The sequence below is a fragment of the Rhizobium aethiopicum genome (assembly GCF_900094625.1).
In the GTDB taxonomy this organism is placed as follows: Bacteria; Pseudomonadota; Alphaproteobacteria; order Rhizobiales; family Rhizobiaceae; genus Rhizobium; species Rhizobium aethiopicum.
Genome location: NZ_FMAJ01000008.1, coordinates 203,948 through 225,345, shown reverse-complemented (window position 1 = coordinate 225,345; position 21,398 = coordinate 203,948). Strand labels below are relative to the sequence as shown.

Genomic DNA, 21,398 nt, shown 5'->3' with positions numbered 1-21,398 from the left:
CGAGATGCAGGGTTCCGCTCTCGGCCGCGCTGTCATGACCGTCGCACTCGCAAACCTCGGCTATTTCGGGATCGAGTTTGCGGTTGCGCTGTCGATCGGGTCGGTCTCACTGTTTGCCGATTCGGTCGATTTCCTCGAAGACGCATCGGTCAATCTGCTGATCCTCATGGCGCTCGGCTGGTCGGCGCGGTCGCGCGCACGCATCGGCATGGCGCTTGCCGCGATCCTGCTCGCGCCTGGTATCGCCACGCTCTGGACGGCCTGGCAGAAGTTCACCCTGCCGGTCGCACCCGAACCCTTTGCGCTTTCCCTGACCGGCTTCGGGGCGCTGGTCGTCAATCTGAGCTGCGCCATGCTGCTCGCCCGCTTCCGCCATCATAGCGGAAGCCTGACGAAAGCGGCTTTCCTGTCGGCCCGCAACGATGCGATCGCCAATATCGCGATCGTCGGCGCCGGGCTGGTGACAGCCTTTCTCTGGAGCTCGGCATGGCCCGATCTGATCGTCGGGCTCGCCATCGCAGCCATGAATGTCGACGCGGCGCGAGAGGTCTGGACCGCCGCTCGCCAGGAGCATCGGACCGCAGCCTGATTTCCGGCGGTATTGCTCGCGCCTTCGGCGACGGCGCGAGCGGGCTCAGCTCGATTTCGCCATGGCCGCGGCGAGCTGGTCGACATTGTAGCGGAACATCTTCTCATAGGTCGGCGCCGGGCCCTTGGCGTCGGAGAGCGATTCGACATAGAGCTCGCCGCCCGGCTCGGCGCCGGTGGCCTTGGCGACCTGCTTGACCAGACGCGGATCGTTGGAATTCTCGAAGAAATAGGCCTTCACATGCTCGCTCTTGATCTGGTCGATCAGTTTGGCGACGTCGGCGGCCGAAGCCTCGCTCTCAGTGGAAAGACCGAGCGGCGCGAGGAAGCTGACTTTATATTCGCGGCCGAAATAGCCGAAGGCGTCATGGCTCGTCAGCACCTTGCGGCGATCCTCGGGGATCTTGTCGAATTTCGAATGGGCATAGGCGTTCAGCTCGTCGAGCGTCTTGGTGTATCTCTCGGCATTGGCCTTGAAGGCGGCGGCGTCGGCGGGATCGGCTGATGACAGCGCCTTTTCGATATTGGCGACCCAGATCTTGACATTGACCGGGCTGTTCCAGACATGCGGATCGGTGATCGTCTCGCCATCCTCTTCCATCGTGCGGGTGGCAATGCCTTCGGAGACCGTGACCGGCTTGCCCTTGTAGCCCGAGGCGCTGATCAGCCGGTCCATCCAGCCTTCCAGCCCTTCGCCGCTGACGAAGGTGACTTGCGCCGCCTTCAGATTCTTCGCGTCAACGGGCGACGGTTCGAATTCGTGAGGATCGCCGTTCGGACCGACGAGGCTCGTCACCTTGACATGGTCGCCGCCGACCTCTCTGACGACGTCGGCAAGCACGGTGAAGGAAGCAACCACCTTCAGCGTTTCGGCCGAGGCGGGTGCGGCCGAGAGCGCCATCAGTGCGGACAGTGCGGAGGCGGAGAGAAGCAGTCTGCGCGGTATCATCGAAGTCTCCTTGAAGTCAGCCCTTCAGATGCGGGCGGGGAAAGAAGCGCCGGGCGATGCCGGAGGGCGCGAAAAAGATCGAGAAGGCGTAAATTGCCGCCGCCGTCATGATGATCGTCGGACCGGAGGCGAGTTCGAGATGGTAGGAGGCGATCAGGCCGAGATAACCGGAGGCGGCGCCGCTGGCGGTCGCAATCAGCATCATGACGGGCAGGCTGCGCGACCAGAGCTGGGCGACGGCCGCCGGCAGCATCATCAGGCCGACCGCCATCAGCGTGCCCAGCGCCTGAAAGCTGGCCACGAGATTCAGCACGACGAGCAGCAGGAAGAGGACATGGTAGACCGGCCCACGTCCGCCGACGGCGCGCAGGAAACCCGGATCGAAGCACTCGACCACCAGCGGCCGGTAGATGGCGGCAAGGACGACAAGCGTCAGCGAGGTGATCGCGCCGATCTGGTAAAGGGCGGGCGCATCGATCGCCAGGATGGTGCCGAACAGCACGTGAAGCAGATCGATATTCGAGCCGCGCAGTGAGACGATCAGGACGCCCAGCGCCAGCGAAGCGAGATAGAAGCTGGCAAAGCTCGCATCCTCGCGCAGCACGGTCATACGGCTGACCGCACCGGAAAGCAGCGCCACCGACAAGCCGGCGACAAGGCCGCCGAGGCCCATGGCCGTCAGCGACAGCGAGCCGGCGACGAGATAGCCGATCGCCGCGCCCGGCAGCACGGCATGGCTCATGGCGTCGCCCATCAAGCTCATGCGCCTGAGCATCAGGAAGACGCCGATCGGCCCCGAGCCAAGCCCGAGGCAGAGGCAGGCGACAAGGGCGCGACGCATGAAACCGAAATCGGCAAAGGGCGCGAGAAAGAGATCGTAGGCCGTCATGCCGAGGGTGCCTCTTGCGGTTCGCAGGCCGCAGCATCCTCGTCCCAGCGCTCGGCCATGGCGCGCGCCTTCATCAGATTGGCGGAAGACATGACGTCGACGGTCGGCCCCCATCCCACAAGCTCGCGGGCTAGCAGCAAGCTTTGCGGGAAATGCGCCCGGACGAGCTCGAAATCATGCAGCACGGCGATGACGGTGCGGCCTTCGCCATGCCAGCGGGCGACGATATCGACGAGATCCCTGGTGGTGCGGGCATCGATCGCCGTGAATGGTTCGTCGAGCAGGATGACGCCGGCATCCTGCAGCAGCAGCCGAGCGAAAAGCACGCGCTGGAATTGGCCGGCCGAGAGCGATCCGACATGGCGGCTTGCAAAGCCGTCGAGGCCGACCGCAGCAAGCGCCTCGCCCGCTCTCCTCACCTCAGCGGCCCCGACACGGCCGAAGGCTCCCCTCGCCTTCCAGACGCCGAGCATGACGGTGTCGATGACGGAGATCGGAAAACGGCGATCGATCTCGGCCGCCTGCGGGAGATAACCGAATTCCGCCCGCCCCAACCGATGCTCGACCCTTCCTTCGGCCGGACGAAGCTCGCCCATGATCGCCTTCAGCAGCGTCGATTTGCCCGCCCCGTTCGGCCCGGCAATCGCCGTCAGGCTGCCCGGCGCAAAGGCGCCGGAGACATGATGGACGGCCGGATGCCTGTTATAGGCGACGGTGAGATCATCGAGACGGATCAACGGCATCATGGCAGCAGAACTGCCCAGTGGATGGCGAGCCAAAGAACGGCAACGACCAGCGAGACCCCCGCCACCCTCGCTAGAGCCGATTGTCCCATGAGGCTGACGGGAAGGCGGTCGGGGCTCGGCGGCATGGCTGATCCTACAATGTAATAACATTACTGTTATGTTATAACGATTGCGGCAGGATTGAGGCGGGGAGCTCGTCCTGATTTGTTATGATGGGATAGGGAGGTGCGGCCATTTGACAGCCAAGACCGTGGACCGCGCTGCGTCGATTTCAACCTGGGTAGCCGATCACAGCAGCCCCTCATCCGCCTGTCGGCACCTTCTCCCCGCTCGCGGGGGAGAAGGGACACGCCGCACCGGCTTTCCCGAACCTCAACGCTGCGTTCGGGCACGTCCCCTCTCCCCGTCAAAACGGGGAGAGGGTTAGGGTGAAGGGCAGTTTAGTGCCCAATGCCTACCGAAACTCAGAGCAGTTCCAGCATCGCCGCCGCACCGGAAACCGTCGCCTGGCCAGGGCTTTCCTCGATGTTCAAGGCTTTCACCACGCCGTCTTCGACCAGCATCGAATAGCGCTTGGAACGCAGGCCGAGGCCGCCGGCGGAGAGGTCTGCTTCGAGGCCGACGGCCTTGGTGAAGCCGGCGTCCCAATCGGCGAGGAAGTGGATCTTGCCAAGGCCGCCGGAGGATTGCGCCCAGGCGCCCATCACGTGCCAGTCGTTGACGGCAAGCACGGCGATCTCGTCGACTCCCTTGCCGAGGATGGTGTCGCGGTTTTCGAGATAACCCGGCAGGTGGTTCAGCGAGCAGGTGGGCGTGAAGGCGCCCGGCACGGCAAAGAGCACGACGCGCTTGCCGGCGAAGAGCTGCTCGGTGGTGATTTCGACCGGACCGTCGGCGGTCTTTTCCTTGAAAGTGGCGGCGGGAAGCTTGTCGCCGATCGCGATGCTCATGGTTCTCTCCTCTAGTTCTTGCTTTTTGGGTTTGGGGGCTTTGCTGCAGGCGCCGCGGGGGTTCGGGGCGACTATAGGTGCCGGTCAGTCAAAGGCAAGCGTGGTCTCCATCGCCCTGTCGCCATCGATAACAAGCACGCGCCAGCGCTCGCCTGAAATGTCGTAATCCTTAGGCAGTTTGCCGATCGCCATGTCAGCCTTAAAGGTGGCGCCATCACGTTTGCCGCCGCTCTGCTTGGTGAAGGCATAGCCGCTCGGGCCGGTGACGATGATATCGGGCGTGCCCTTTCCGTCAGCCGGCAGAGCGAGCGTCAGCGACAGCGTCTTCAGGTCAGCTGAGAGCGCATGCGCCGTCACCCTGAAATCCGCCGATGGCGGCTTCGGCAGAGAAGCATCGGCGGCCGCAAGGATCGCCTCCTCCTCCGGACGCGACATGGCAGAGCCAAGCTTGAGGCTAAGATTCGCCTGGAAAGGAATGCAGATATCCTTGCAAATGCCGATGAAGATCGCGGCGTCGATCTCGACCTCGCCCTTCCCAGCCGTCAGCGACAGCGGCAGCGTCACCGGCGCGTCATAGGCGATATCCTCGATCCCGCCTTTGGAAAAATGCTTCGGGACGGGATAGGCGATGGCATCGAGGCTTACGCCGCTTGCCGGCGCGATGGTCACCTGAGGCGGAATGCCGCTGTTGCCGGGCTCGCGCCAATAGGTGATCCAGCCGGGCTTCGGTTCGATCTGCAGACCGGCGCGAATTTTGCCGCCGGCATCGGGCGCCAGCGCCACGAGGCGCATGCGGCCGCCTTCGGCCTCGGCCCAGGCGCTCATTTCCGCCCGGGCGGAACAAAAGGGCACAAGGGCCGCGGTCACCGAAACGACCGCCAGCAAAAGCCGGCGCGGGACCATTGAAATAATCATCATGGAACAAAGGTTTACCGAAAGTGCCCTGCGGCCGCCAGAAGCCGGGGCGATTTAAATCTTCATTTTCAGTTGATTGATTTGTGACATTGGCCCATCTTTCTCTTGTCGGGGCCTTTGTGCGGTCTGGCAGCAGGAGGAACGATGTCCTTATCGACGCTGAAGAACAGACGGGAACGTGGCTTCTTCGATGGCCAGTTCCTCATCGCCATGCCCGGCATGGAAGACCGCAATTTCGCGCGCACAGTAATTTATATCTGCGCGCATTCGGATGCCGGTGCCATGGGCTTCGTCATCAACCGCCCGCAGAGCCTCACCTTCACCGATGTGCTGCTGCATCTCGAGATGATCAAGCAGGAGGAACCGATCGTGCTGCCGCAGCGGGCGCGCGACTTCCCGATCCAGACCGGCGGCCCGGTGGAAAGCGGCCGTGGCTTCGTTCTGCATTCGGACGATTATGCCAGCGACTCCTCGATCCCGGTCAGCGACGACATCTGCCTGACGGCGACGCTCGACATCGTGCGCGCCATCTCCAAGGGCGCCGGGCCGAAACGCGCGACGATGCTGCTCGGCTATTCCTCCTGGGGGGCCGGCCAGCTCGAGAACGAGGTTGCGAACAATGGCTGGCTCACCTGCCCGGCCAATGAGGAAATGATCTTCGACCGCAGCCTCGAGGACAAATACGAGCGGGCGCTCGCCGGCATGGGCATCAATGCCGCCATGCTCTCTGCCGAAGCCGGCCACGCCTGAGACGGCTCGCCTGACCTCCGCTGGAACGAATAGGCGCGAGTGACGTTCCCTTCCCGCGCGGACGAGAGGTCTGACGCCGAGCACGGAGACATCACATATGGGTAGCACCAGCGACAAGATTTCAGGCAAGACAAACGAAATTGCCGGCAAGACCAAGCAGGCCGCCGGCAAGGCCACCGGCAATCGCGACATGCAGGCCAAGGGCGCCGTCCAGGAAGCCAAGGGCAAAGGACAGACCGCAGCCGGCAAGGCGAAGGACAAGCTCAAAGGCGCCGTCGATCGGCTCTGAACAACAAGCTCAGCCCTCATCAACCATGCCTGCTGCGCACGCGCGCGGCAGGCATTTTTAATCCCGCCTGCTTTGCAGAGATAATACGATGAAGCTATTTGCCTGTGACAATTGCGATCAGGTCGTCCACTTCGACAACCGCCACTGCATGCGCTGCAACCACCGCCTCGGCTTCCTCCCTGGCGACCTTGCCATGCACGCGCTGGAGCCGCGCGAGGAGATGGTCTGGCAGCTCGCTTCCAACCCCGACCGCAAAGTCCGCTTCTGCGCCAATGCCGGCCTCGATATCTGCAACTGGCTGGTGGAGGGCGACGGCGAATTCTGCGTCGCCTGCCGCCATAACCGGCTGGTGCCGAACACCGATACCCAGGACGGCATCGACCGCTGGCGGCGCATCGGCCAGGCGCAGCGCCATCTGTTCTATTCGCTGCTGCGCTGGAAGCTGCCGCATCCCGATCGCAGCGAGGATCCGCAAGGCGGCCTCGTCTTCGATTTCCTGGAGGATTCCCTCCAGGGCAACGGCAATGTCGTGCCGGCCATGACCGGCCACGAGGAAGGCCTGATCACCATCCGCGCCGCCGAAGCCGACGACGCGACGCGCGAACAGGCGCGCAGCTCGATGAACGAGCCCTATCGCACGCTGCTCGGCCATTTCCGCCACGAGGCCGGCCATTTCATCTGGAACAAGCTGGTGCGCGACCGCAATCGCCTCGACGATTTCCGCGCCGTCTTCGGCGACGAACGGCAGGATTATCTGGCCGCGCTCCGACAGCACTATGCCGGCGGCCCGCTGCTGGGGTGGCAGGACACATTCATCAGCGCCTATGCCGCATCGCACCCGTGGGAGGATTTCGCCGAATGCTTCGCGCATTACCTTCATATCGTGGACACGCTGGAGACCGCCCGCGCCTTCGGCATCGCCATCGATCCGCGCGGCCACGAAGAAATAGCCGGCGAGGTCGATTTCATTCCCTACAGGGCAAAAAGCGCCGAGCAGCTCGTCAGCGCCTGGGTGCCGCTCAGCCTGGCGATCAACGCCATCCAGCGCAGCATGGGCCAACCGGACGCCTACCCGTTCGTGCTCTCCTCACCTGTCGTGGCAAAACTCGAATATCTGCACCGGCTGATCCAAGGCGCGGCGGGGCGGCCGTAGTGAGGGGCAGCAATCGGCGCACGCCCCCTAAAACGAAACCGCCTTGCCCTTCTTGAACGGCTCCATGCCCCGGCGGGCAAGTTCGTCGGCGCGTTCGTTTTCCGGGTGGCCGGCGTGGCCCTTGACCCAGTGCAGCGTCACCTTGTGGCGGTTGCGGGCTTCTTCCAGCGCCTGCCAGAGTTCGGCATTCTTCACCGGCTTCTTGTCCGATGTCTTCCAGCCGTTTTTCTTCCAGCCGAAAATCCACTTGGAAATGCCATCCTTGACATAGGCGCTGTCGGTGTAGAGGTCGACTTCGCAAGGGCTCTTCAGGGCCGATAGCGCCGAGATCGCCGCCATCAGTTCCATGCGGTTGTTGGTCGTCTCCGCCTCGCCGCCGCAAAGCTCCTTTTCGACGTCGCCGTAACGCAGCACTGCCCCCCAGCCTCCGGGACCCGGATTGCCGGAGCATGCGCCGTCGGTGAAGATATCGACGTGTTTCATAGGCTCAATCCGTATTCGGCGGCCGAGCCGATCTGGCGATGGAAGCGCAGCTTGCGCAGATATTCGAGCGGGTCCTTCTTGGTGACCATGGCCCCCTCCGGCGTCGTCAGCCAATCATAGAGCCGCGTCAGGAAGAAACGCAGAGCCGACCCGCGCGAGAGCACCGGCAGGGCGGCGATCTCCTCGCCGCTCAAGGGCCTGACGCTCTGGTAACCCTCGAGCATCGCCGTGCCCTTGGTGATGTTGTAGGCACCGTCCTTCTCGAAGCACCAGGCATTCAGGCAGATCGAGACGTCATAGGCGAGCAGGTCGTTGCAGGCGAAATAAAAATCGATCAGGCCGGAAAGCTCGTCGCCCAAAAAGAAGACGTTGTCTGGGAAGAGGTCGGCATGGATGACGCCGGAAGGCAGGCTCTTCGGCCAGGCGGCCGCGAGAAAATCGAGCTCATTGCGGATCTCGCCCTGAAGCCCCGGCTCGACCTCGTCGGCGCGATCCTCGGATTTTTCCCAGAGCCCCCGCCAGCCGTCGATCGACAGCGCGTTCGGGCGTTTCAATTCGAAGCCATCGCCCGCCACATGCATCTCTGCCAGCGCCCTGCCGACCTCGCGGCAGTGTTTGGCCTCCGGCTTTCTCAGCCACATGCCTTCGAGGAAGGAGATCAGCGCGGCCGGGCGGCCGGAGAGCGAGCCGAGCAGCGCGCCGTCGCGGCGCGGCAGCGGCAGCGGGCAGGAGAGGCCGCGGGCGGCAAGATGCTGCATCAGGCCGAGGAAGAACGGCAGGTCGCTCTTTTCCACCCGCTTCTCATAGAGCGTCAGGATCAGCGGGGCCTTGGAGGTATGCAGCAGGAAATTGGAGTTTTCGACGCCTTCGGCGATGCCCTTGTAGGAAAGCAGCGTGCCTGCATCATATTCCGTCAGGAACCATTTCAGATCGTCTTCGGCGATATCGGTGTAGACTGCCAAGGGAGGTCTCGTCTCTGTATTGTGGATGGTGGATTGCCGGGGCCGCGATGGCGGCCTAGCCGTTGACGAAGGCCATGTCGGCTGCCGTCAGCTCGATGCTGCGCAATTCGCGGTTGACCAGAAAGTTTTCGGTTTCCTGCACCGTCTCGGCCAGCTCGACGCGGGCATCGAAGCGGGCGCGGAAGGCTTCGATGATCTCGTTGACGATGACCTCAGGCGCCGAGGCGCCGGCGGAAAGGCCGAGCGTCGAAATAGCGCCGATCTCCTCCCAGTCGAGCTCGGCGGCGCGCTGCACGAGGATCGATTTCTTCGCCCCTGCCCTCAGCGCAACCTCGACGAGCCGCTTGGAATTGGAGGAATTCGGCGCGCCGACGATGATGAAGAGATCGCAGCCGGGGGCCGCCTGCTTCACCACTTCCTGGCGGTTGGTCGTCGCATAACAGATCGAATCCGCCGCCGGCGCGGTCAGCTTGGGAAAGCGCTCCTGCAGGCGGGCGATGACGCCGGCGGTATCGTCGACCGACAGCGTCGTCTGGGTGACATAGCCGAGATTGTCGGGATCGACGGGAGCGTAGGCATCGGCATCCTCGATCGTCTCGATCAGAGAAACCGTGCCTTCCGGCAATTGCCCCATCGTGCCGATCACTTCGGGATGGCCGGCATGACCGATGAGGACGACGTGGCGGCCGAGGCGATTGTGGCGCATCGCCTGCTTGTGGACCTTGGAAACCAATGGACAGGTGGCGTCGAGATAGAAGAGATTGCGGCTCGCCGCATCCTCCGGCACGGATTTCGGCACGCCATGGGCGGAGAAAACCACCGGCTGGGCGCGATGCTCGGGCGGGATCTCATCCAGTTCCTCGACGAAGACGGCGCCCTTGGCCTCCAGCCCCTCGACGACATAACGATTGTGGACGATCTCGTGGCGCACATAGACCGGCGCGCCATAGGATTTCAGCGCCAGCACGACGATCTGGATGGCGCGGTCGACGCCGGCGCAGAAGCCGCGCGGACCGCAGAGCCTGATCGTCAAAGGAGGTTTCGCCGCAATATTCATGTCCGTTCCGTCAAAATTCCGTCCAGCGTGGGAGTAAGCGACCTCTAGCCCAATATGGCGGGGAATTGAAGCGATACTATTGCCGAGGCGCCTTCCCCGGTCTGCGAAACCAGGAGATCGCCACCACGACGACGAGCACGGCGGCAAGCCCGTACCAGGTCAGGGCATATTGCAGATGATCGTTCGGCAGGTCCACCTGGGTGACGCCGCCGATCGGCAGCCCGGCCGGATTGGGCGTGGAATCGGCGTCGACGAAAAACGGCAGCACCCGCGCCTTATCAAGCCCGACGCTCCCGGCCATCACGTCGAGATCCTTCCAATAGAAGATGTTCTTGGCGACGTCGTTATCGGGCACCAGCCGGGAAGGTTTGCCGGCAAGCTTTGCGCGCGCGAGGCCCGTGACCGTCTGCTGACCCGTCAACTGGCCCTGCATGCGCATTTCCGGCTCCTTGTTCTCATAGGGAACGAAGCCGCGATTGACGAAGAGGATGCGCCCGTCGGCAAGCTCGAGCGGGGTATAGACGTAAAAACCGGTCTGGCCGCGCCAGGTGGCGAAGAAGTGCCGCTCCTTGTTGTTGATAAAGCGACCGGCGGCGGTGACCTTGCGGTATTCGATGTCGCCGCCCGCGGCCGCAATTGCCTCGATGTCGGCGAGCGGCACGGGTGCGGCAGCCTGGCGCGCGGCGATATCGGCGAGCAGACCCTCTTTCCAATAAAGGCGCTCCACCTGCCAGGTGCCGAGCGAAATCAGAATGGCGAGAGAGATCAGCACCAGGATGCCAGTTATAACAGGCAATCGGCGCCGCGCTGAGGCATGTGAAGTGTCAGTCACTCAGGCGTCCTTCGCGGGCATTATGGCGGTACTGCATGGCGATCAGGATGCCTTTGAACCAGCGCAGCGTCAGAAGCGACAGGATGATCGTCAGCGGCCCGAAGATGAGGATATGCACCCAGATGGGCGGCCCGTAATTGACCTCAAGCCACAGCACCATGCCGATGATGATGAAGCCGACGATCAGGATGACGAAGACAGCGGGACCGTCACCGGAATCGGCGAAGGAATAATCGAGGCCGCAGGAGGCGCAGCGCGGCTTCAGGCCGAGCAGGCCATTGAACAGCTTGCCATTGCCGCAACGCGGGCAGCAGCCCTTGATGCCCGTTTTCACCGGATCGACGGGGGGAAAATGGGCGCTATCCTCGCTCATGCTGTTCCTTTGAATGGCGTCTTACGTCCGCTGCATTTCGATGCTGCCTTAACTCTCCCATAAAGTATTCGCATCCCGAATGGAAATGCCTGCGCGGTTTCGCCTCAGCGATTCGCGCCAAACAGAAGAAGAAGACTGATGACCAATGACAGCCATGCAGGACAGATCGTCATCCTGAACGGTGCGCCGAGAAGCGGCAAATCCAGCATTGCCCGCGCAATCCAGGATGAATTCGAAGGCCCGTGGATCAACCTCGGCGTCGACAGCTACAATGATATGACCCCGAAGCGTTATCTGCCCGGCATCGGCCTGAGGCCGGGCGGCGAGCGGCCGGATCTGGAGGAGTTGGTGCCGTTCCTCTATGCGGCGCTCTATGAATCGATCGCCATTCATGCCGGCCTGGGGCTGAATGTCGTGGCCGATCTCGGCCATCACGACAACTACTCGCAGCCGCTCGGCATTCTTACCGATTGCGCCCGGCGGCTGCAGGGGTTTTCCGTGCTGTTCGTCGGCGTGCGCTGTCCGATCGAGACGATCATGCGGCGGCGGGAGGTCACACAAGAGGGCCGCGAAACGCTGTATCTGCGCGCCACCGAAGAGGCGCCGGTGCCCGAACCGGTGCAGCGCTGGCAGGACGAGGTTCATCGGCCGGGCATCTACGACATGGAGGTCGATACCTCGGTACTGACCGCGCTCGAATGCGCCGAGGCCATCCGCCACCAATTGGATCTCGGTATACCTACGCCCTCAGCCTTCGAGCGGATCGCCGGCGGGCGGTAAAAGTAGGCCGAAACGCGGGATCGATTGCGATGAGAATTGAACTTCTGCAAGTGAAAGAGGTCGAGGAGTGGCGGACCTATCATGCCATCCAGCGGCACGTATTGTTCGAGCTGCGCGGTCTCGACGGTTACGATGACACGCATCCGGATGAACATGCACGGGGCCATATACCACTTCTGCTCAGAAAAGACGGCGTCGCTCTCGGCACGGTGCGCCTCGATCTGTCGGATGGCACGACCGGCATCGTGCGACTTGTCGCCATCATGCCGCAATATCAGAGGCAGGGGCTCGGGCGAATTTTGATGTTCGAGGTCGAGAGACTATCGGCACAGCATGGTCTCAGCCGCTTGAAGGTCCATGCCGCGCCGGATGCAGTTCTTTTCTACCAAAAGCTGGGCTGGGTGATGGTCGACGCTGACAAGAGCAGCCCGCTGATGGCGAAGGAAATTCAGTCCTCCGATCATGGCAGCGGATCGGGCGACGTTTAACCGTTTCCCCTCTTTCGAGATTCGGCAATCGACGCACGGAGGGCGACATGCCCCTCATCCGGCTGCCGCCACCTTCTCCCGTAAACGGGGCGAAGGGGTATATGCGGCAACCTCTCCGTTCCCACTTATCTCTCGCGGGGCACGTCCCCTCTCCCCGTCAAAACGGGGAGAGGGTTAGGGTGAGGGGCAGCCGTCGGCATGGATCGCCGGGTCAAGCCCGACGATGACGGAGTGTGGGGAACAGATAAAAAAGGCGGGCACCCGGCCCGCCTTTTTGTTTGCATATCGTTCCGATCAGCCTGCGGCGACCGGAGCGCCCCAGCCGCCCCAGACGTAGATGCAGAAGAACAGGAACAGCCAGACGACGTCGACGAAGTGCCAGTACCAGGCGGCCGCCTCGAAGCCGAAATGCTGCTTCGGGGTGAAGTCGCCGCGCAGCGCGCGCAGCAAGCAGACCAGAAGGAAGATCGTGCCGACGAGGACGTGGAAACCGTGGAAGCCGGTCGCCATGAAGAAGGTCGCGCCGTAGATCGAATTCTTGAAGGCGAAAGGCGCGTGGGCATATTCGTAGGCCTGCACGCAGGAGAAGAAAATACCGAGCAGCACCGTCAGCGTCAGGCCCTGGATCAGGCCCTTGCGGTCGTTGTGCAGCAGCGCGTGGTGCGCCCAGGTGACCGTCGTGCCCGACAAGAGCAGGATGACGGTGTTGTAGATCGGCAGGTGCCAGGGATCGAGGACCTCGATGCCCTTCGGTGGCCAGACGCCGCCGGTATAGGCGAGCCGCGAAGCCTGGATCGCTTCGTTCGGATAGAGGCTGACGTCGAAATAGGCCCAGAACCAGGCGACGAAGAACATCACTTCGGAAGCGATGAACATGATCATGCCGTAGCGCAGGTGCAGCGAGACGACGCGGGTATGGGACCCTTCGTGGGCTTCCTTCACCGTATCGGCCCACCAGCCGTACATGACGTAAAGAACCAGCACGAGGCCGATGTAGAAGAGCCAGGGATTGGCGAGTTCGACGCCGGCGACCGTGAAGGAGCCGCCGTTCAGGTAACGCATGTAGCACACGCCGCCGAGCGCCATGATGAAGGCGCCGAGCGAGGCGAGAATCGGCCACGGGCTCGGATCGATGATGTGGTAATCGTGGTTCTTCTGATGCGCGTCAGCCATGTAGCTATCCCCGGATGTCTTCCTCACCTCGCTTCCGGCATATCCGGAAACGAGCCTTGATCAAAGTTTCTTTTCAATCTTTACCGCTCCACCCTCATTCGAAGCGACAGGCTTCGGACCCTCTTTCGGGTAGAACGTATACGACAGCGTCACAGTGTGGATATCCTTCGATTCCACCGCCTTGACGATATCAGGGTCGATATAGAACACGACCGGCATTTCCAGCTTCTCGCCCGGCTTCAGGTCCGTTTCCGTAAAGCAGAAACATTGCACCTTGTTGAAATAGGCACCCGCTTCACCCGGGGTGACGTTGAACACCGCCTGACCGCGCTGGGTCTCGTTCGACCGGTTCTCGGCGACGAAATTGACCTGAATGGTTTCGCCGATCTTCGGATTGACCTCGCGCTCGACCGGCTTGAAATTCCATTGCAGGCCGGGAGCGACATTGGCGTCGAAGGTCACGCGCATCTTGCGGTCGAGAACGACGCTCGACATCTGCTCAACGCGCTGGGTCGTGCCGTTATAGCCGGTCACCTGGCAGAAGATGCGATAGAGCGGCACGGCGGCATAACTCATCGCACCCATGCCGAAGACGAAGCTCAGGCACATCATGACGACGGCGCCGTTATTGCGGCCCTGCTTCCTCGCGGCGGCCTTTTCGCTCATCCGGCCGTCCCCCCGCCGATCTTGACGATCGTGATCGCGTAGAAGAGGACGACGAGGCCGGCCAGCACCAGCCCGAGGGCGATGTTGCGGTTGCGGCGCGACTTCATCTGCTTTTCGGTGAGCTTGACGAGATCCATCAGAACGAGCCTCCCACTTGCGAAACCAGCATGGCGGCCAGCCGGTCGATCATCAGGGCGGAGAACACGGCGAAGAGATAGAAGATCGAGAAGGCGAAGAGCTTCTTTGCCGGGATCATTTTCAGGTCGCCATCGGGCATGCGCCAGACGGCGATGGAACAGTATATGAAAATGGCGCCGAGGCCGGCGGCGACAAGGCCGTAGCCGAAGCTCGCAAAACCGAGGAAGGACGGCAGAACCGCGCAGATGGCAGTCAGCACCGCATAGGCGACGATCTGATGCTTGGTAACCCGCTCGCCGGCGACGTTGGGCAGCATCGGCACGCCGACGGCCTCGTAATCGCGCATCTTGAAGAGGGCAAGCGCCCAGAAATGCGCCGGCGTCCACAGGAAGATGATCAGGAAGAGAACGGTGCTCTCGATCGTCACCGAATTGGTGACGCAGGCCCAGCCGATCATCGGCGGGAAAGCCCCGGCAGCGCCGCCGATGACGATGTTCTGCGGCGTCGAGCGCTTCAGCCACATGGTGTAGATGACGGCATAGAAGAAGATGGTGAAGGCGAGGATGCCGGCCGACAGCCAGTTGACCGCAAGGCCGAGAATGACGACCGAAAAGCCCGACAGCACCAGGCCGAAAGCGAGCGCTTCCGACGGTGCGACGCGGCCAGCCGGGATCGGGCGCTTGGCGGTGCGGCTCATGATGGCGTCGATATCGGCATCGTACCACATGTTGAGCGCACCGGAGGCGCCGGCGCCGACGGCGATGCAGAGGATGGCGATCAGGCCGAGAACGGGATTGATATGGCCCGGGGCCAGCACCAGGCCGGCAAAAGCGGTGAAGACCACGAGCGACATGACCCGGGGCTTCAGCAATTCGAAGTAATCGCGCGCGCTCGCTTCCGACAATTCGCCGTCCTCTGCAAGCGCCTCGTGATTGTCGATGACCGTCATCATTCCGTCCTGAATGTCTCAATGTCAGGACGCCGTTTTAACACGGCGTCCTGATATCCGCGCATATTACTTGATACGCGGCAGCTGTTCCCACTGGTGATAGGGCGGCGGCGAAGGCAGCTGCCACTCGAGGGTCGTTGCACCCTCGCCCCACGGATTGTCGCCGGCGACGCGCTTCTTGGCGAAGGCTTCGAAGACGCTGTAGAGGAAGACCAGTACGCCGAAGGCCGAGATGTAGGAGCCGACGGAGGATACGTAGTTCCAGCCGGCATAGGCATCGGGATAGTCGATGTAGCGGCGCGGCATGCCGGCAAGGCCGAGGAAGTGCTGCGGGAAGAACACCAGATTGACGCCGATGAACATGATCCAGAAATGCAGCTTGCCGACCAACTCGCTGTACATGTAGCCGGTCATCTTCGGGAACCAGTAGTACCAGCCGGCGAAGATCGCAAAGACGGCGCCGAGCGACAGAACGTAGTGGAAGTGCGCCACGACGTAATAGGTGTCATGCAGCGAACGGTCGAGACCGGCATTGGCGAGCTGGACGCCGGTGACGCCGCCGACCGTGAACAGGAAGATGAAGCCGATCGCCCAGAGCATCGGCGTGCGGAACGAGATCGAGCCGCCCCACATCGTCGCGATCCAGGAGAAGATCTTCACGCCCGTCGGAACGGCGATGACCATCGTGGCGAAGACGAAGTAACGCTGCGCGTCGAGCGACAGGCCGACCGTGTACATGTGGTGGGCCCAGACGACGAAGCCGACGGCGCCGATCGCGACCATGGCGTAGGCCATGCCGAGGTAGCCGAAGATCGGCTTCCTCGAGAAGGTCGAGATGATGTGGCTGATCATGCCGAAGCCCGGCAGGATGAGGATGTAGACCTCGGGGTGACCGAAGAACCAGAACAGGTGCTGGTAGAGGATCGGGTCGCCGCCGCCTTCCGGAGAGAAGAAGGAGGTGCCGAAGTTGCGGTCGGTCAGCAGCATGGTGATGCCGCCTGCCAGAACCGGCAGCGACAGCAGCAGCAGGAAGGCGGTGATCAGCACGGACCAGGCAAAGAGCGGCATCTTGTGCAGCGTCATGCCGGGGGCGCGCATGTTGAGGATGGTGGTGATGAAGTTGATCGCACCGAGGATCGAGGAGGCGCCGGCAATATGGAGCGCGAAGATCGCAAGATCGACCGCCGGTCCCGGCGTGCCGCTCGTCGCCAGCGGCGGATACATCGTCCAGCCGCCGCCTGTGCCATAGGCGCCCGCCGGGCCTTCGACGAACATCGACAGCAGGAGCAGGATAAAGGCAGGAACGATCAGCCAGAAGGAGATGTTGTTCAGGCGCGGGAAGGCCATGTCAGGGGCGCCGATCATGATCGGCACCATCCAGTTGGCAAAACCGCCGATCATCGCCGGCATGACCATGAAGAAGATCATGATCAGCGCGTGCGCTGTCGTGAACATGTTGAACATCTGCTTGGCGCCATCGATGGCGGCGTCACCCTCATAGCCGTAGACCATCGAGGCCAGGCCGTGGAAGATCTGGATGCCCGGCTCCTGCAGCTCCATGCGCATGGCCACCGACAGCGCGCCGCCGATGATGCCGGCGATGATCGCGAAGATCAGGTAGAGCGTGCCGATGTCCTTGTGGTTGGTCGAGAACAGCCAGCGATTGGCAAAGCTCGGCTTGTGCCCGTGATCGTGGTGGTCGTGATCATCATGCGCATGGTCGTGATGAGCATGATCGTCGTGAGCGGAAGGTCCAGCCATTGTCCCGATCCCTTAATTACTGTGCTTCGGCAATGTCGACGGTCTTTGCGGGACCATCGGTTGCGGCCATGAGTGTCTTGTAGGCGCCGGGCAGGTCGCTGGCGGCTGCGGTCAGCCACTGCTTGTACTTGTCCTCGGAGACGACGCGGATGGCGATCGGCATGAACGCGTGGTCCTTGCCGCAGAGCTCGGAACACTGGCCGTAGAACAGGCCTTCGCGCTCGGCCTTGAACCAGGTCTCATTCAGGCGGCCCGGCACCGCGTCGATCTTGACGCCGAAGGACGGCATGGCGAAAGCGTGGATGACGTCGGTGGGTGCTGCGGTCACGAGAACGCGCACCGTCTTGTTAACAGGCAGGACCAGTTCGTTATCGACGGCGAGGAGACGCGGATAGATCGACTTGTCTTCCTTGCCGGCGGCGGCGCGGTCCTGATCCTTCAGGAGGTAGGAATCGAAGGCGAGCGGCGTTTCGCCCGAGCCCTCATATTCATAGTTCCATTGCCACTGAGTGGCGGTCGCCTTGACGGTGACGTCAGGATTTTCCGGCAGCGTCAGCTGCGCCGTCAGAAGATTGAAGGACGGAATGGCGAGAAGCAGCAGCACAAGGACCGGCCCCACGGTCCAGATGACCTCGATCAGCGTGTTATGGCTCGTCTTCGAAGGCACCGGGTTGGCGCTGGCGCGAAACTTGAAGCAGACGACGATGAGCAGGATCAGAACGAAGAGCGTGATCGGAACGATAAACCACAGGGTATATTGTTCGAACCACCGGATTTCCCGCATGATCGGCGTTGCCGCCGGCTGCAGCGTTGCCTGCCACGGCGTCGGCTGGTCGGCATATGTGCCGGAAGCAAAAAGCAGACAGACCAGCGCGGTCAGAGCTGCATAAGCCTTCTTCATCACCTTATTATCTCCCTCGAGCGCTTGACCTGCGAAACGAACGCAGAATCCTTGCCATCTTCAGCGCTTCAAACCACAGTTTGGCATTTGCCGCAACAGTCCAGAGCAATTGTCTATGCGGCATTTTTGCTTAAAGAGCAGGCAGGCGCGGACGGCAAAACATCCCAAGTTTTTCATCAGCATATGAAAAAACGCCTTTCCGGCCAATCCGGCCGCCGCACATTATTTGACAAAGGTCCAATTTCTGCCGTAGTCCCCCGGTTTTCACGGGGTGGGGCTTTTCATTTCCGGTGGGCGGCTTCAACAATAGCCGCAATGATTCGATATCCAGAGGTTTCCATGGGTTTCCGTTCCCTCGCGCAGTCGCTCGTCGTGACCGCCAGCATCGCGGCCGCGGCAACGACGCCCGTTTTCGCACAGCAACCCGCCCCTTCCCCGCCCAATCCCGCCACATCCGCACCGGCCGCCCCCGCCCCTGCCCCGCAGCAGCCGAACGCCGCCAGCCCGAGCATGGAACCAGTGACGCCCGGCCAGACGCAGCCGCAGGCGCCGGGCACGGTGAAATCCAATCATGGCGCCTGGTCCGTCGTCTGCGACAAGCCGGCCGGCGCCTCGGCCGAACAATGCGCTCTTATGCAGAACGTCATCGCCGAGGACCGTCCGGAGGTCGGGCTCTCCGTCGTCGTGCTGAAGACGGCCGACCGCAAGTCGAAGATCCTGCGCGTGCTCGCGCCCCTCGGCGTGCTCTTGCCGAACGGCCTCGGGCTCAATGTCGACGGCAAGGATATCGGCCGCGCCTATTTCGTGCGCTGCTTCGCCGATGGCTGCTATGCCGAGGTCGTGCTGGAGGACGAACTGCTGAAGACCTTCCGCAGCGGCGCCCAGGCGACCTTCATCGTCTTTCAGACCCCGGAAGAAGGCATCGGCATCCCCGTCGACCTCAAGGGCTTCGCCGAAGGTTTCGACGCGCTGCCGTGAGCGCGGCGGGCGACTTAAGCTCCTCGCGATCTTTCAGGTTCGCTTGTCGCCAGCGGCCCCGCGCTGCAGGAACGCAGCACTTTTCGGCTTCGGCCTCCACGGCCATTAAAAGAATGCAGAGTCTGCAGAAAACTGGCTTTTTCAATACAGGATTCGCTGTTTACCGCTTGCCCGCGGGCCAATGTGGGGCCATTCTTACATCCGATCCTGGCGGCGCGGTAAGACGAGGTCAGGCCTTGCTCAATCTCGACCTCGAAGCACTTGACGTGGCGCCTTTTCTCGACTGATCCCGAGCGAGGAGGTTGTCCATGTCTACGCCCTATGTCGACCAACCGCTAAAACCAGGGGACCGGGTCCCGAACGTTGTGTTTGATGCGATCTCACACGAGGGGAAGATCGCGCTTGATGATTTTCGCGGCCGCAGCCCATTGTTGATCGGTTTGTTCCGAGGCCTGCATTGTCCGTTCTGCCGGCGCCATGTCGCGGCCATGGCCTATCTCAACCCGAAACTGCGTGAGAAAGGCGTCCAGTCCCTGGCGGTGGTAAACACCCCGGTCGAACGGGCGCGGCTCTATTTCCGCTACCATCCGATACCCGATCTTCTTGCTGCGTCCGATCCGGTACGAGCTTCGCACCAGGCCTTCGGCTTACGCGAGGTCGGGATCGACACGCTCATGGCGATACGGATCGATCTTCCGGGCGAGTTGCCCGAGCCCATGGGCGTGAGGGCAATGGACGAATTTCTCAATGAGAAGGAAGGATATCAAATGACGGAAGCCGATCAGCAGATGATGACCGCCGACCATGGGCAGCTTGTCGGTCAATTCCTGATCGACCGGGAGGGTATCGTGCGCTGGAGCTTCACTGAAGCTCTGGAGCCCGGGCTACAAACATTCAAGGGACCGAATTCCCAGGACTTGATGTCGGCAGCTTCCCAAGTCGCGCATTAACGACAGAAAATTCGCTCGACGACCCACCCGCCGGGTGGGTACACGCCAAATCGGCGTCTGATGGTGACCCATCGCTAGGGCCGCCCGCGTCGCGCAGCGATCGACGCCTGCATCGCTTTCGAGACACATCCCACCTGCCGAGATCATCGACCCGACAAAGAATATTCGCCCTTGGGGCTTCACTCCTTGTTGTATCGAGCCCTATCTAGGGAATAAGCGCATTCCCGAACGCATGCCATTGGAGCCAAACCATGACCACCGATCTCCTGACGCTTTTCGATGCCGACGAAGCCACGATGCGCGGCCTTGTCGCCGAGGCCTTGTCCGGCGCCGATGACGGCGAGCTCTATATCGAACATGCGCAGGCGGAAGCGCTGACCTTCGACAATGGCCGGTTGAAGGGCGGCAGCTTCAATACGGAACAGGGTTTCGGCCTGCGCGCCGTTGCCGGCGAAGCGGTGGGTTACGCCCATGCCGGCGATCTTTCGGTGGCGGCGCTGAAGCGGGCGGCCGGTGCGGTCGGCGCGGTGACGCGCGGGTATTCCGGCACCTATGCCGCAGCTCCCCAAGGCACCAACAAGAAGTTCTACGGCGACCAGAATCCCATCGGCCAGCCGAGCTTTGAGGAGAAGGTCAAGGTCCTGCAGGATATCGACGCCTATCTCAGGGGCAAGAACGACAAGGTGCGGCAGGTGACGGCCTCGGTCGCGGCAAGCTGGCAGGTGGTCGACATCCTGCGCGCCGATGGCCATCGCGTCCGCGACATCCGGCCGATGACCCGCATCAACATCTCGGTCGTGGTCGGCGAAGGCGAGCGACAGGAGAGCGGCTCCTATGGCAGCGGCGGGCGCATCGGCTTCGGCGATTTCATTGCCGAGGGCAGCTGGCAATACGGCGCCGACGAGGCGCTGCGCCAGGCGCTCGTCAATCTGGAAGCGATCGACGCGCCGGCGGGCACGATGGACGTCGTTCTCGGTTCCGGCTGGCCGGGCGTGATGCTGCACGAGGCGGTCGGTCACGGGCTGGAAGGCGATTTCAACCGCAAGAAGACGTCGGCCTTTTCAGGCCTTCTCGGCCAAATGGTCGCCGCCCCCGGTGTCACCGTCGTCGACGACGGCACGATCGACAACCGCCGCGGCTCGATCACCATCGACGATGAGGGCACGCCGTCCGGCTACAATGTGCTGATCGAGAACGGCAAGCTCGTCGGCTATATGCAGGATCGGCAAAATGCCCGGCTGATGGGGATGGCCCCCACCGGCAACGGCCGCCGCCAGGGTTATGCCCATGTGCCGATGCCGCGCATGACCAACACCTATATGCTCGGCGGCGACAAGACGCCGGAAGAGATTATCGCCTCGGTGAAAAAGGGCATCTATGCCGTCTCGTTCGGCGGCGGCCAGGTCGATATCACTTCGGGCAAGTTCGTCTTCGGCTGCACCGAGGCCTATCTGATCGAGAACGGCAAGCTCGGCGCGCCGATCAAGGGCGCCATGCTGATCGGCAACGGGCCGGATGCGATGAAGCGGGTGTCGATGATCGGCAACGACATGAAGCTCGATACCGGCATCGGCAATTGCGGCAAGGCAGGCCAATGGGTGCCGGTCGGCGTCGGCCAGCCGCATCTGCGCATGGATCAGATCACCGTCGGCGGCACGCAGACCTGAGGCGGAGGAGC

25 protein-coding genes are annotated in these 21,398 nt (G+C 62.4%); 9 read left to right on the top strand and 16 right to left on the bottom strand.

What is annotated here, in order from left to right; genetic code table 11:
* Nucleotides 1-4: 4 nt before the first annotated feature.
* Nucleotides 5-589 (top strand): cation efflux transmembrane domain-containing protein, encoded by a 585-nt coding sequence (locus GA0061105_RS18820; RefSeq protein ID WP_092752112.1) that lies wholly within the window; start codon nucleotides 5-7, stop codon nucleotides 587-589.
* A 45-nt stretch (nucleotides 590-634) separates the two neighbouring features.
* Here GA0061105_RS18820 and GA0061105_RS18815 read toward each other — a convergent pair whose 3' ends face one another.
* From GA0061105_RS18815 to GA0061105_RS18795, 5 genes are all read right to left on the bottom strand, one after another.
* On the bottom strand, nucleotides 635-1,537 hold the full coding sequence (locus GA0061105_RS18815; RefSeq protein ID WP_092752110.1) for a metal ABC transporter solute-binding protein, Zn/Mn family: 903 nt from the start codon (nucleotides 1,535-1,537) through the stop codon (nucleotides 635-637).
* A gap of 16 nt (nucleotides 1,538-1,553) precedes the next feature.
* Nucleotides 1,554-2,426, bottom strand: coding sequence for a metal ABC transporter permease (locus GA0061105_RS18810; RefSeq protein WP_092752108.1), 873 nt, complete (start codon nucleotides 2,424-2,426; stop codon nucleotides 1,554-1,556).
* Nucleotides 2,423-3,172, bottom strand: coding sequence for a metal ABC transporter ATP-binding protein (locus tag GA0061105_RS18805; RefSeq protein WP_092752106.1), 750 nt, complete (start codon nucleotides 3,170-3,172; stop codon nucleotides 2,423-2,425). Before GA0061105_RS18805 ends, GA0061105_RS18810 begins: the two co-directional genes overlap by 4 nt.
* A gap of 464 nt (nucleotides 3,173-3,636) precedes the next feature.
* Nucleotides 3,637-4,122 carry a peroxiredoxin gene (locus GA0061105_RS18800; RefSeq protein ID WP_092752104.1) on the bottom strand — a complete coding sequence of 162 codons (486 nt, stop codon included), beginning with the start codon at nucleotides 4,120-4,122 and terminating at the stop codon, nucleotides 3,637-3,639.
* A gap of 84 nt (nucleotides 4,123-4,206) precedes the next feature.
* Complete coding sequence (locus tag GA0061105_RS18795) at nucleotides 4,207-5,040, bottom strand: protein-disulfide reductase DsbD domain-containing protein (protein ID WP_208601666.1); 834 nt, start codon at nucleotides 5,038-5,040, stop codon at nucleotides 4,207-4,209.
* A 141-nt stretch (nucleotides 5,041-5,181) separates the two neighbouring features.
* Here GA0061105_RS18795 and GA0061105_RS18790 point away from each other — a divergent pair, with 141 nt between their 5' ends.
* The 3 genes from GA0061105_RS18790 (at nucleotide 5,182) to GA0061105_RS18780 (ending at nucleotide 7,229) form a co-directional block, all read left to right on the top strand.
* Complete coding sequence (locus GA0061105_RS18790; protein ID WP_092752102.1) at nucleotides 5,182-5,787, top strand: YqgE/AlgH family protein; 606 nt, start codon at nucleotides 5,182-5,184, stop codon at nucleotides 5,785-5,787.
* A 97-nt stretch (nucleotides 5,788-5,884) separates the two neighbouring features.
* Nucleotides 5,885-6,076, top strand: a complete 192-nt coding sequence (locus GA0061105_RS18785; RefSeq protein WP_064694083.1) for a CsbD family protein — start codon at nucleotides 5,885-5,887, stop codon at nucleotides 6,074-6,076.
* Nucleotides 6,077-6,164: 88 nt separating this feature from the next.
* Nucleotides 6,165-7,229 carry a zinc-binding metallopeptidase family protein gene (locus GA0061105_RS18780; protein ID WP_092752100.1) on the top strand — a complete coding sequence of 355 codons (1,065 nt, stop codon included), beginning with the start codon at nucleotides 6,165-6,167 and terminating at the stop codon, nucleotides 7,227-7,229.
* Between the two features lie 27 nt (nucleotides 7,230-7,256).
* On the opposite strand, the gene rnhA is transcribed toward GA0061105_RS18780, so the two are convergent.
* From rnhA to GA0061105_RS18755, 5 genes are all read right to left on the bottom strand, one after another.
* The gene (rnhA, locus tag GA0061105_RS18775; RefSeq protein WP_092752099.1) at nucleotides 7,257-7,712 is read right to left on the bottom strand and encodes a ribonuclease HI; all 456 of its coding nucleotides are present in this window, start codon (nucleotides 7,710-7,712) and stop codon (nucleotides 7,257-7,259) included.
* Nucleotides 7,709-8,674 carry a homoserine kinase gene (locus tag GA0061105_RS18770; RefSeq protein WP_092752097.1) on the bottom strand — a complete coding sequence of 322 codons (966 nt, stop codon included), beginning with the start codon at nucleotides 8,672-8,674 and terminating at the stop codon, nucleotides 7,709-7,711. The genes rnhA and GA0061105_RS18770 overlap by 4 nt, the downstream gene beginning before the upstream one ends.
* Before the next feature lie 55 nt (nucleotides 8,675-8,729).
* The gene (gene ispH, locus GA0061105_RS18765; RefSeq protein WP_092752095.1) at nucleotides 8,730-9,731 is read right to left on the bottom strand and encodes a 4-hydroxy-3-methylbut-2-enyl diphosphate reductase; all 1,002 of its coding nucleotides are present in this window, start codon (nucleotides 9,729-9,731) and stop codon (nucleotides 8,730-8,732) included.
* 76 nt (nucleotides 9,732-9,807) lie between these two features.
* Complete coding sequence (locus GA0061105_RS18760) at nucleotides 9,808-10,563, bottom strand: SURF1 family protein (RefSeq protein ID WP_092752093.1); 756 nt, start codon at nucleotides 10,561-10,563, stop codon at nucleotides 9,808-9,810.
* Nucleotides 10,556-10,936, bottom strand: a complete 381-nt coding sequence (locus GA0061105_RS18755) for a DUF983 domain-containing protein (RefSeq protein WP_064694077.1) — start codon at nucleotides 10,934-10,936, stop codon at nucleotides 10,556-10,558. Before GA0061105_RS18755 ends, GA0061105_RS18760 begins: the two co-directional genes overlap by 8 nt.
* A 138-nt stretch (nucleotides 10,937-11,074) precedes the next feature.
* Between GA0061105_RS18755 and GA0061105_RS18750 the strand changes: the two genes are divergently transcribed.
* Complete coding sequence (locus GA0061105_RS18750) at nucleotides 11,075-11,716, top strand: chloramphenicol phosphotransferase CPT family protein (protein WP_092752091.1); 642 nt, start codon at nucleotides 11,075-11,077, stop codon at nucleotides 11,714-11,716.
* Between the two features lie 29 nt (nucleotides 11,717-11,745).
* Nucleotides 11,746-12,204: a GNAT family N-acetyltransferase gene (locus tag GA0061105_RS18745; protein WP_092752089.1), complete on the top strand. Its 459-nt coding sequence runs from the start codon at nucleotides 11,746-11,748 to the stop codon at nucleotides 12,202-12,204.
* A 294-nt stretch (nucleotides 12,205-12,498) separates the two neighbouring features.
* On the opposite strand, the gene GA0061105_RS18740 is transcribed toward GA0061105_RS18745, so the two are convergent.
* From GA0061105_RS18740 to coxB, 6 genes are all read right to left on the bottom strand, one after another.
* Entirely contained in the window at nucleotides 12,499-13,377 is an 879-nt protein-coding gene (locus GA0061105_RS18740; RefSeq protein WP_064694074.1) for a cytochrome c oxidase subunit 3, read from the bottom strand.
* Nucleotides 13,378-13,437: 60 nt separating this feature from the next.
* Complete coding sequence (locus GA0061105_RS18735) at nucleotides 13,438-14,043, bottom strand: cytochrome c oxidase assembly protein (protein ID WP_064694073.1); 606 nt, start codon at nucleotides 14,041-14,043, stop codon at nucleotides 13,438-13,440.
* Entirely contained in the window at nucleotides 14,040-14,180 is a 141-nt protein-coding gene (locus GA0061105_RS32880; RefSeq protein WP_092752087.1) for a hypothetical protein, read from the bottom strand. Before GA0061105_RS32880 ends, GA0061105_RS18735 begins: the two co-directional genes overlap by 4 nt.
* Nucleotides 14,180-15,130 carry a heme o synthase gene (locus tag GA0061105_RS18725; protein WP_092752267.1) on the bottom strand — a complete coding sequence of 317 codons (951 nt, stop codon included), beginning with the start codon at nucleotides 15,128-15,130 and terminating at the stop codon, nucleotides 14,180-14,182. The genes GA0061105_RS32880 and GA0061105_RS18725 overlap by 1 nt, the downstream gene beginning before the upstream one ends.
* Nucleotides 15,131-15,196: 66 nt before the next feature.
* Nucleotides 15,197-16,891, bottom strand: coding sequence for a cytochrome c oxidase subunit I (gene ctaD, locus GA0061105_RS18720; protein ID WP_064694072.1), 1,695 nt, complete (start codon nucleotides 16,889-16,891; stop codon nucleotides 15,197-15,199).
* Between the two features lie 16 nt (nucleotides 16,892-16,907).
* Nucleotides 16,908-17,792, bottom strand: a complete 885-nt coding sequence (gene coxB, locus GA0061105_RS18715; protein WP_064694071.1) for a cytochrome c oxidase subunit II — start codon at nucleotides 17,790-17,792, stop codon at nucleotides 16,908-16,910.
* Nucleotides 17,793-18,107: 315 nt separating this feature from the next.
* On the opposite strand from coxB, the gene GA0061105_RS18710 reads away from it, so the two are divergent.
* The 3 genes from GA0061105_RS18710 (at nucleotide 18,108) to tldD (ending at nucleotide 21,387) form a co-directional block, all read left to right on the top strand.
* Nucleotides 18,108-18,770 (top strand): invasion associated locus B family protein, encoded by a 663-nt coding sequence (locus tag GA0061105_RS18710; protein ID WP_082928970.1) that lies wholly within the window; start codon nucleotides 18,108-18,110, stop codon nucleotides 18,768-18,770.
* Nucleotides 18,771-19,078: 308 nt separating this feature from the next.
* The gene (locus GA0061105_RS18705; RefSeq protein ID WP_092752085.1) at nucleotides 19,079-19,720 is read left to right on the top strand and encodes a peroxiredoxin-like family protein; all 642 of its coding nucleotides are present in this window, start codon (nucleotides 19,079-19,081) and stop codon (nucleotides 19,718-19,720) included.
* Nucleotides 19,721-19,971: 251 nt separating this feature from the next.
* Nucleotides 19,972-21,387 (top strand): metalloprotease TldD, encoded by a 1,416-nt coding sequence (tldD, locus tag GA0061105_RS18700; RefSeq protein ID WP_092752083.1) that lies wholly within the window; start codon nucleotides 19,972-19,974, stop codon nucleotides 21,385-21,387.
* Nucleotides 21,388-21,398: the final 11 nt, after the last annotated feature.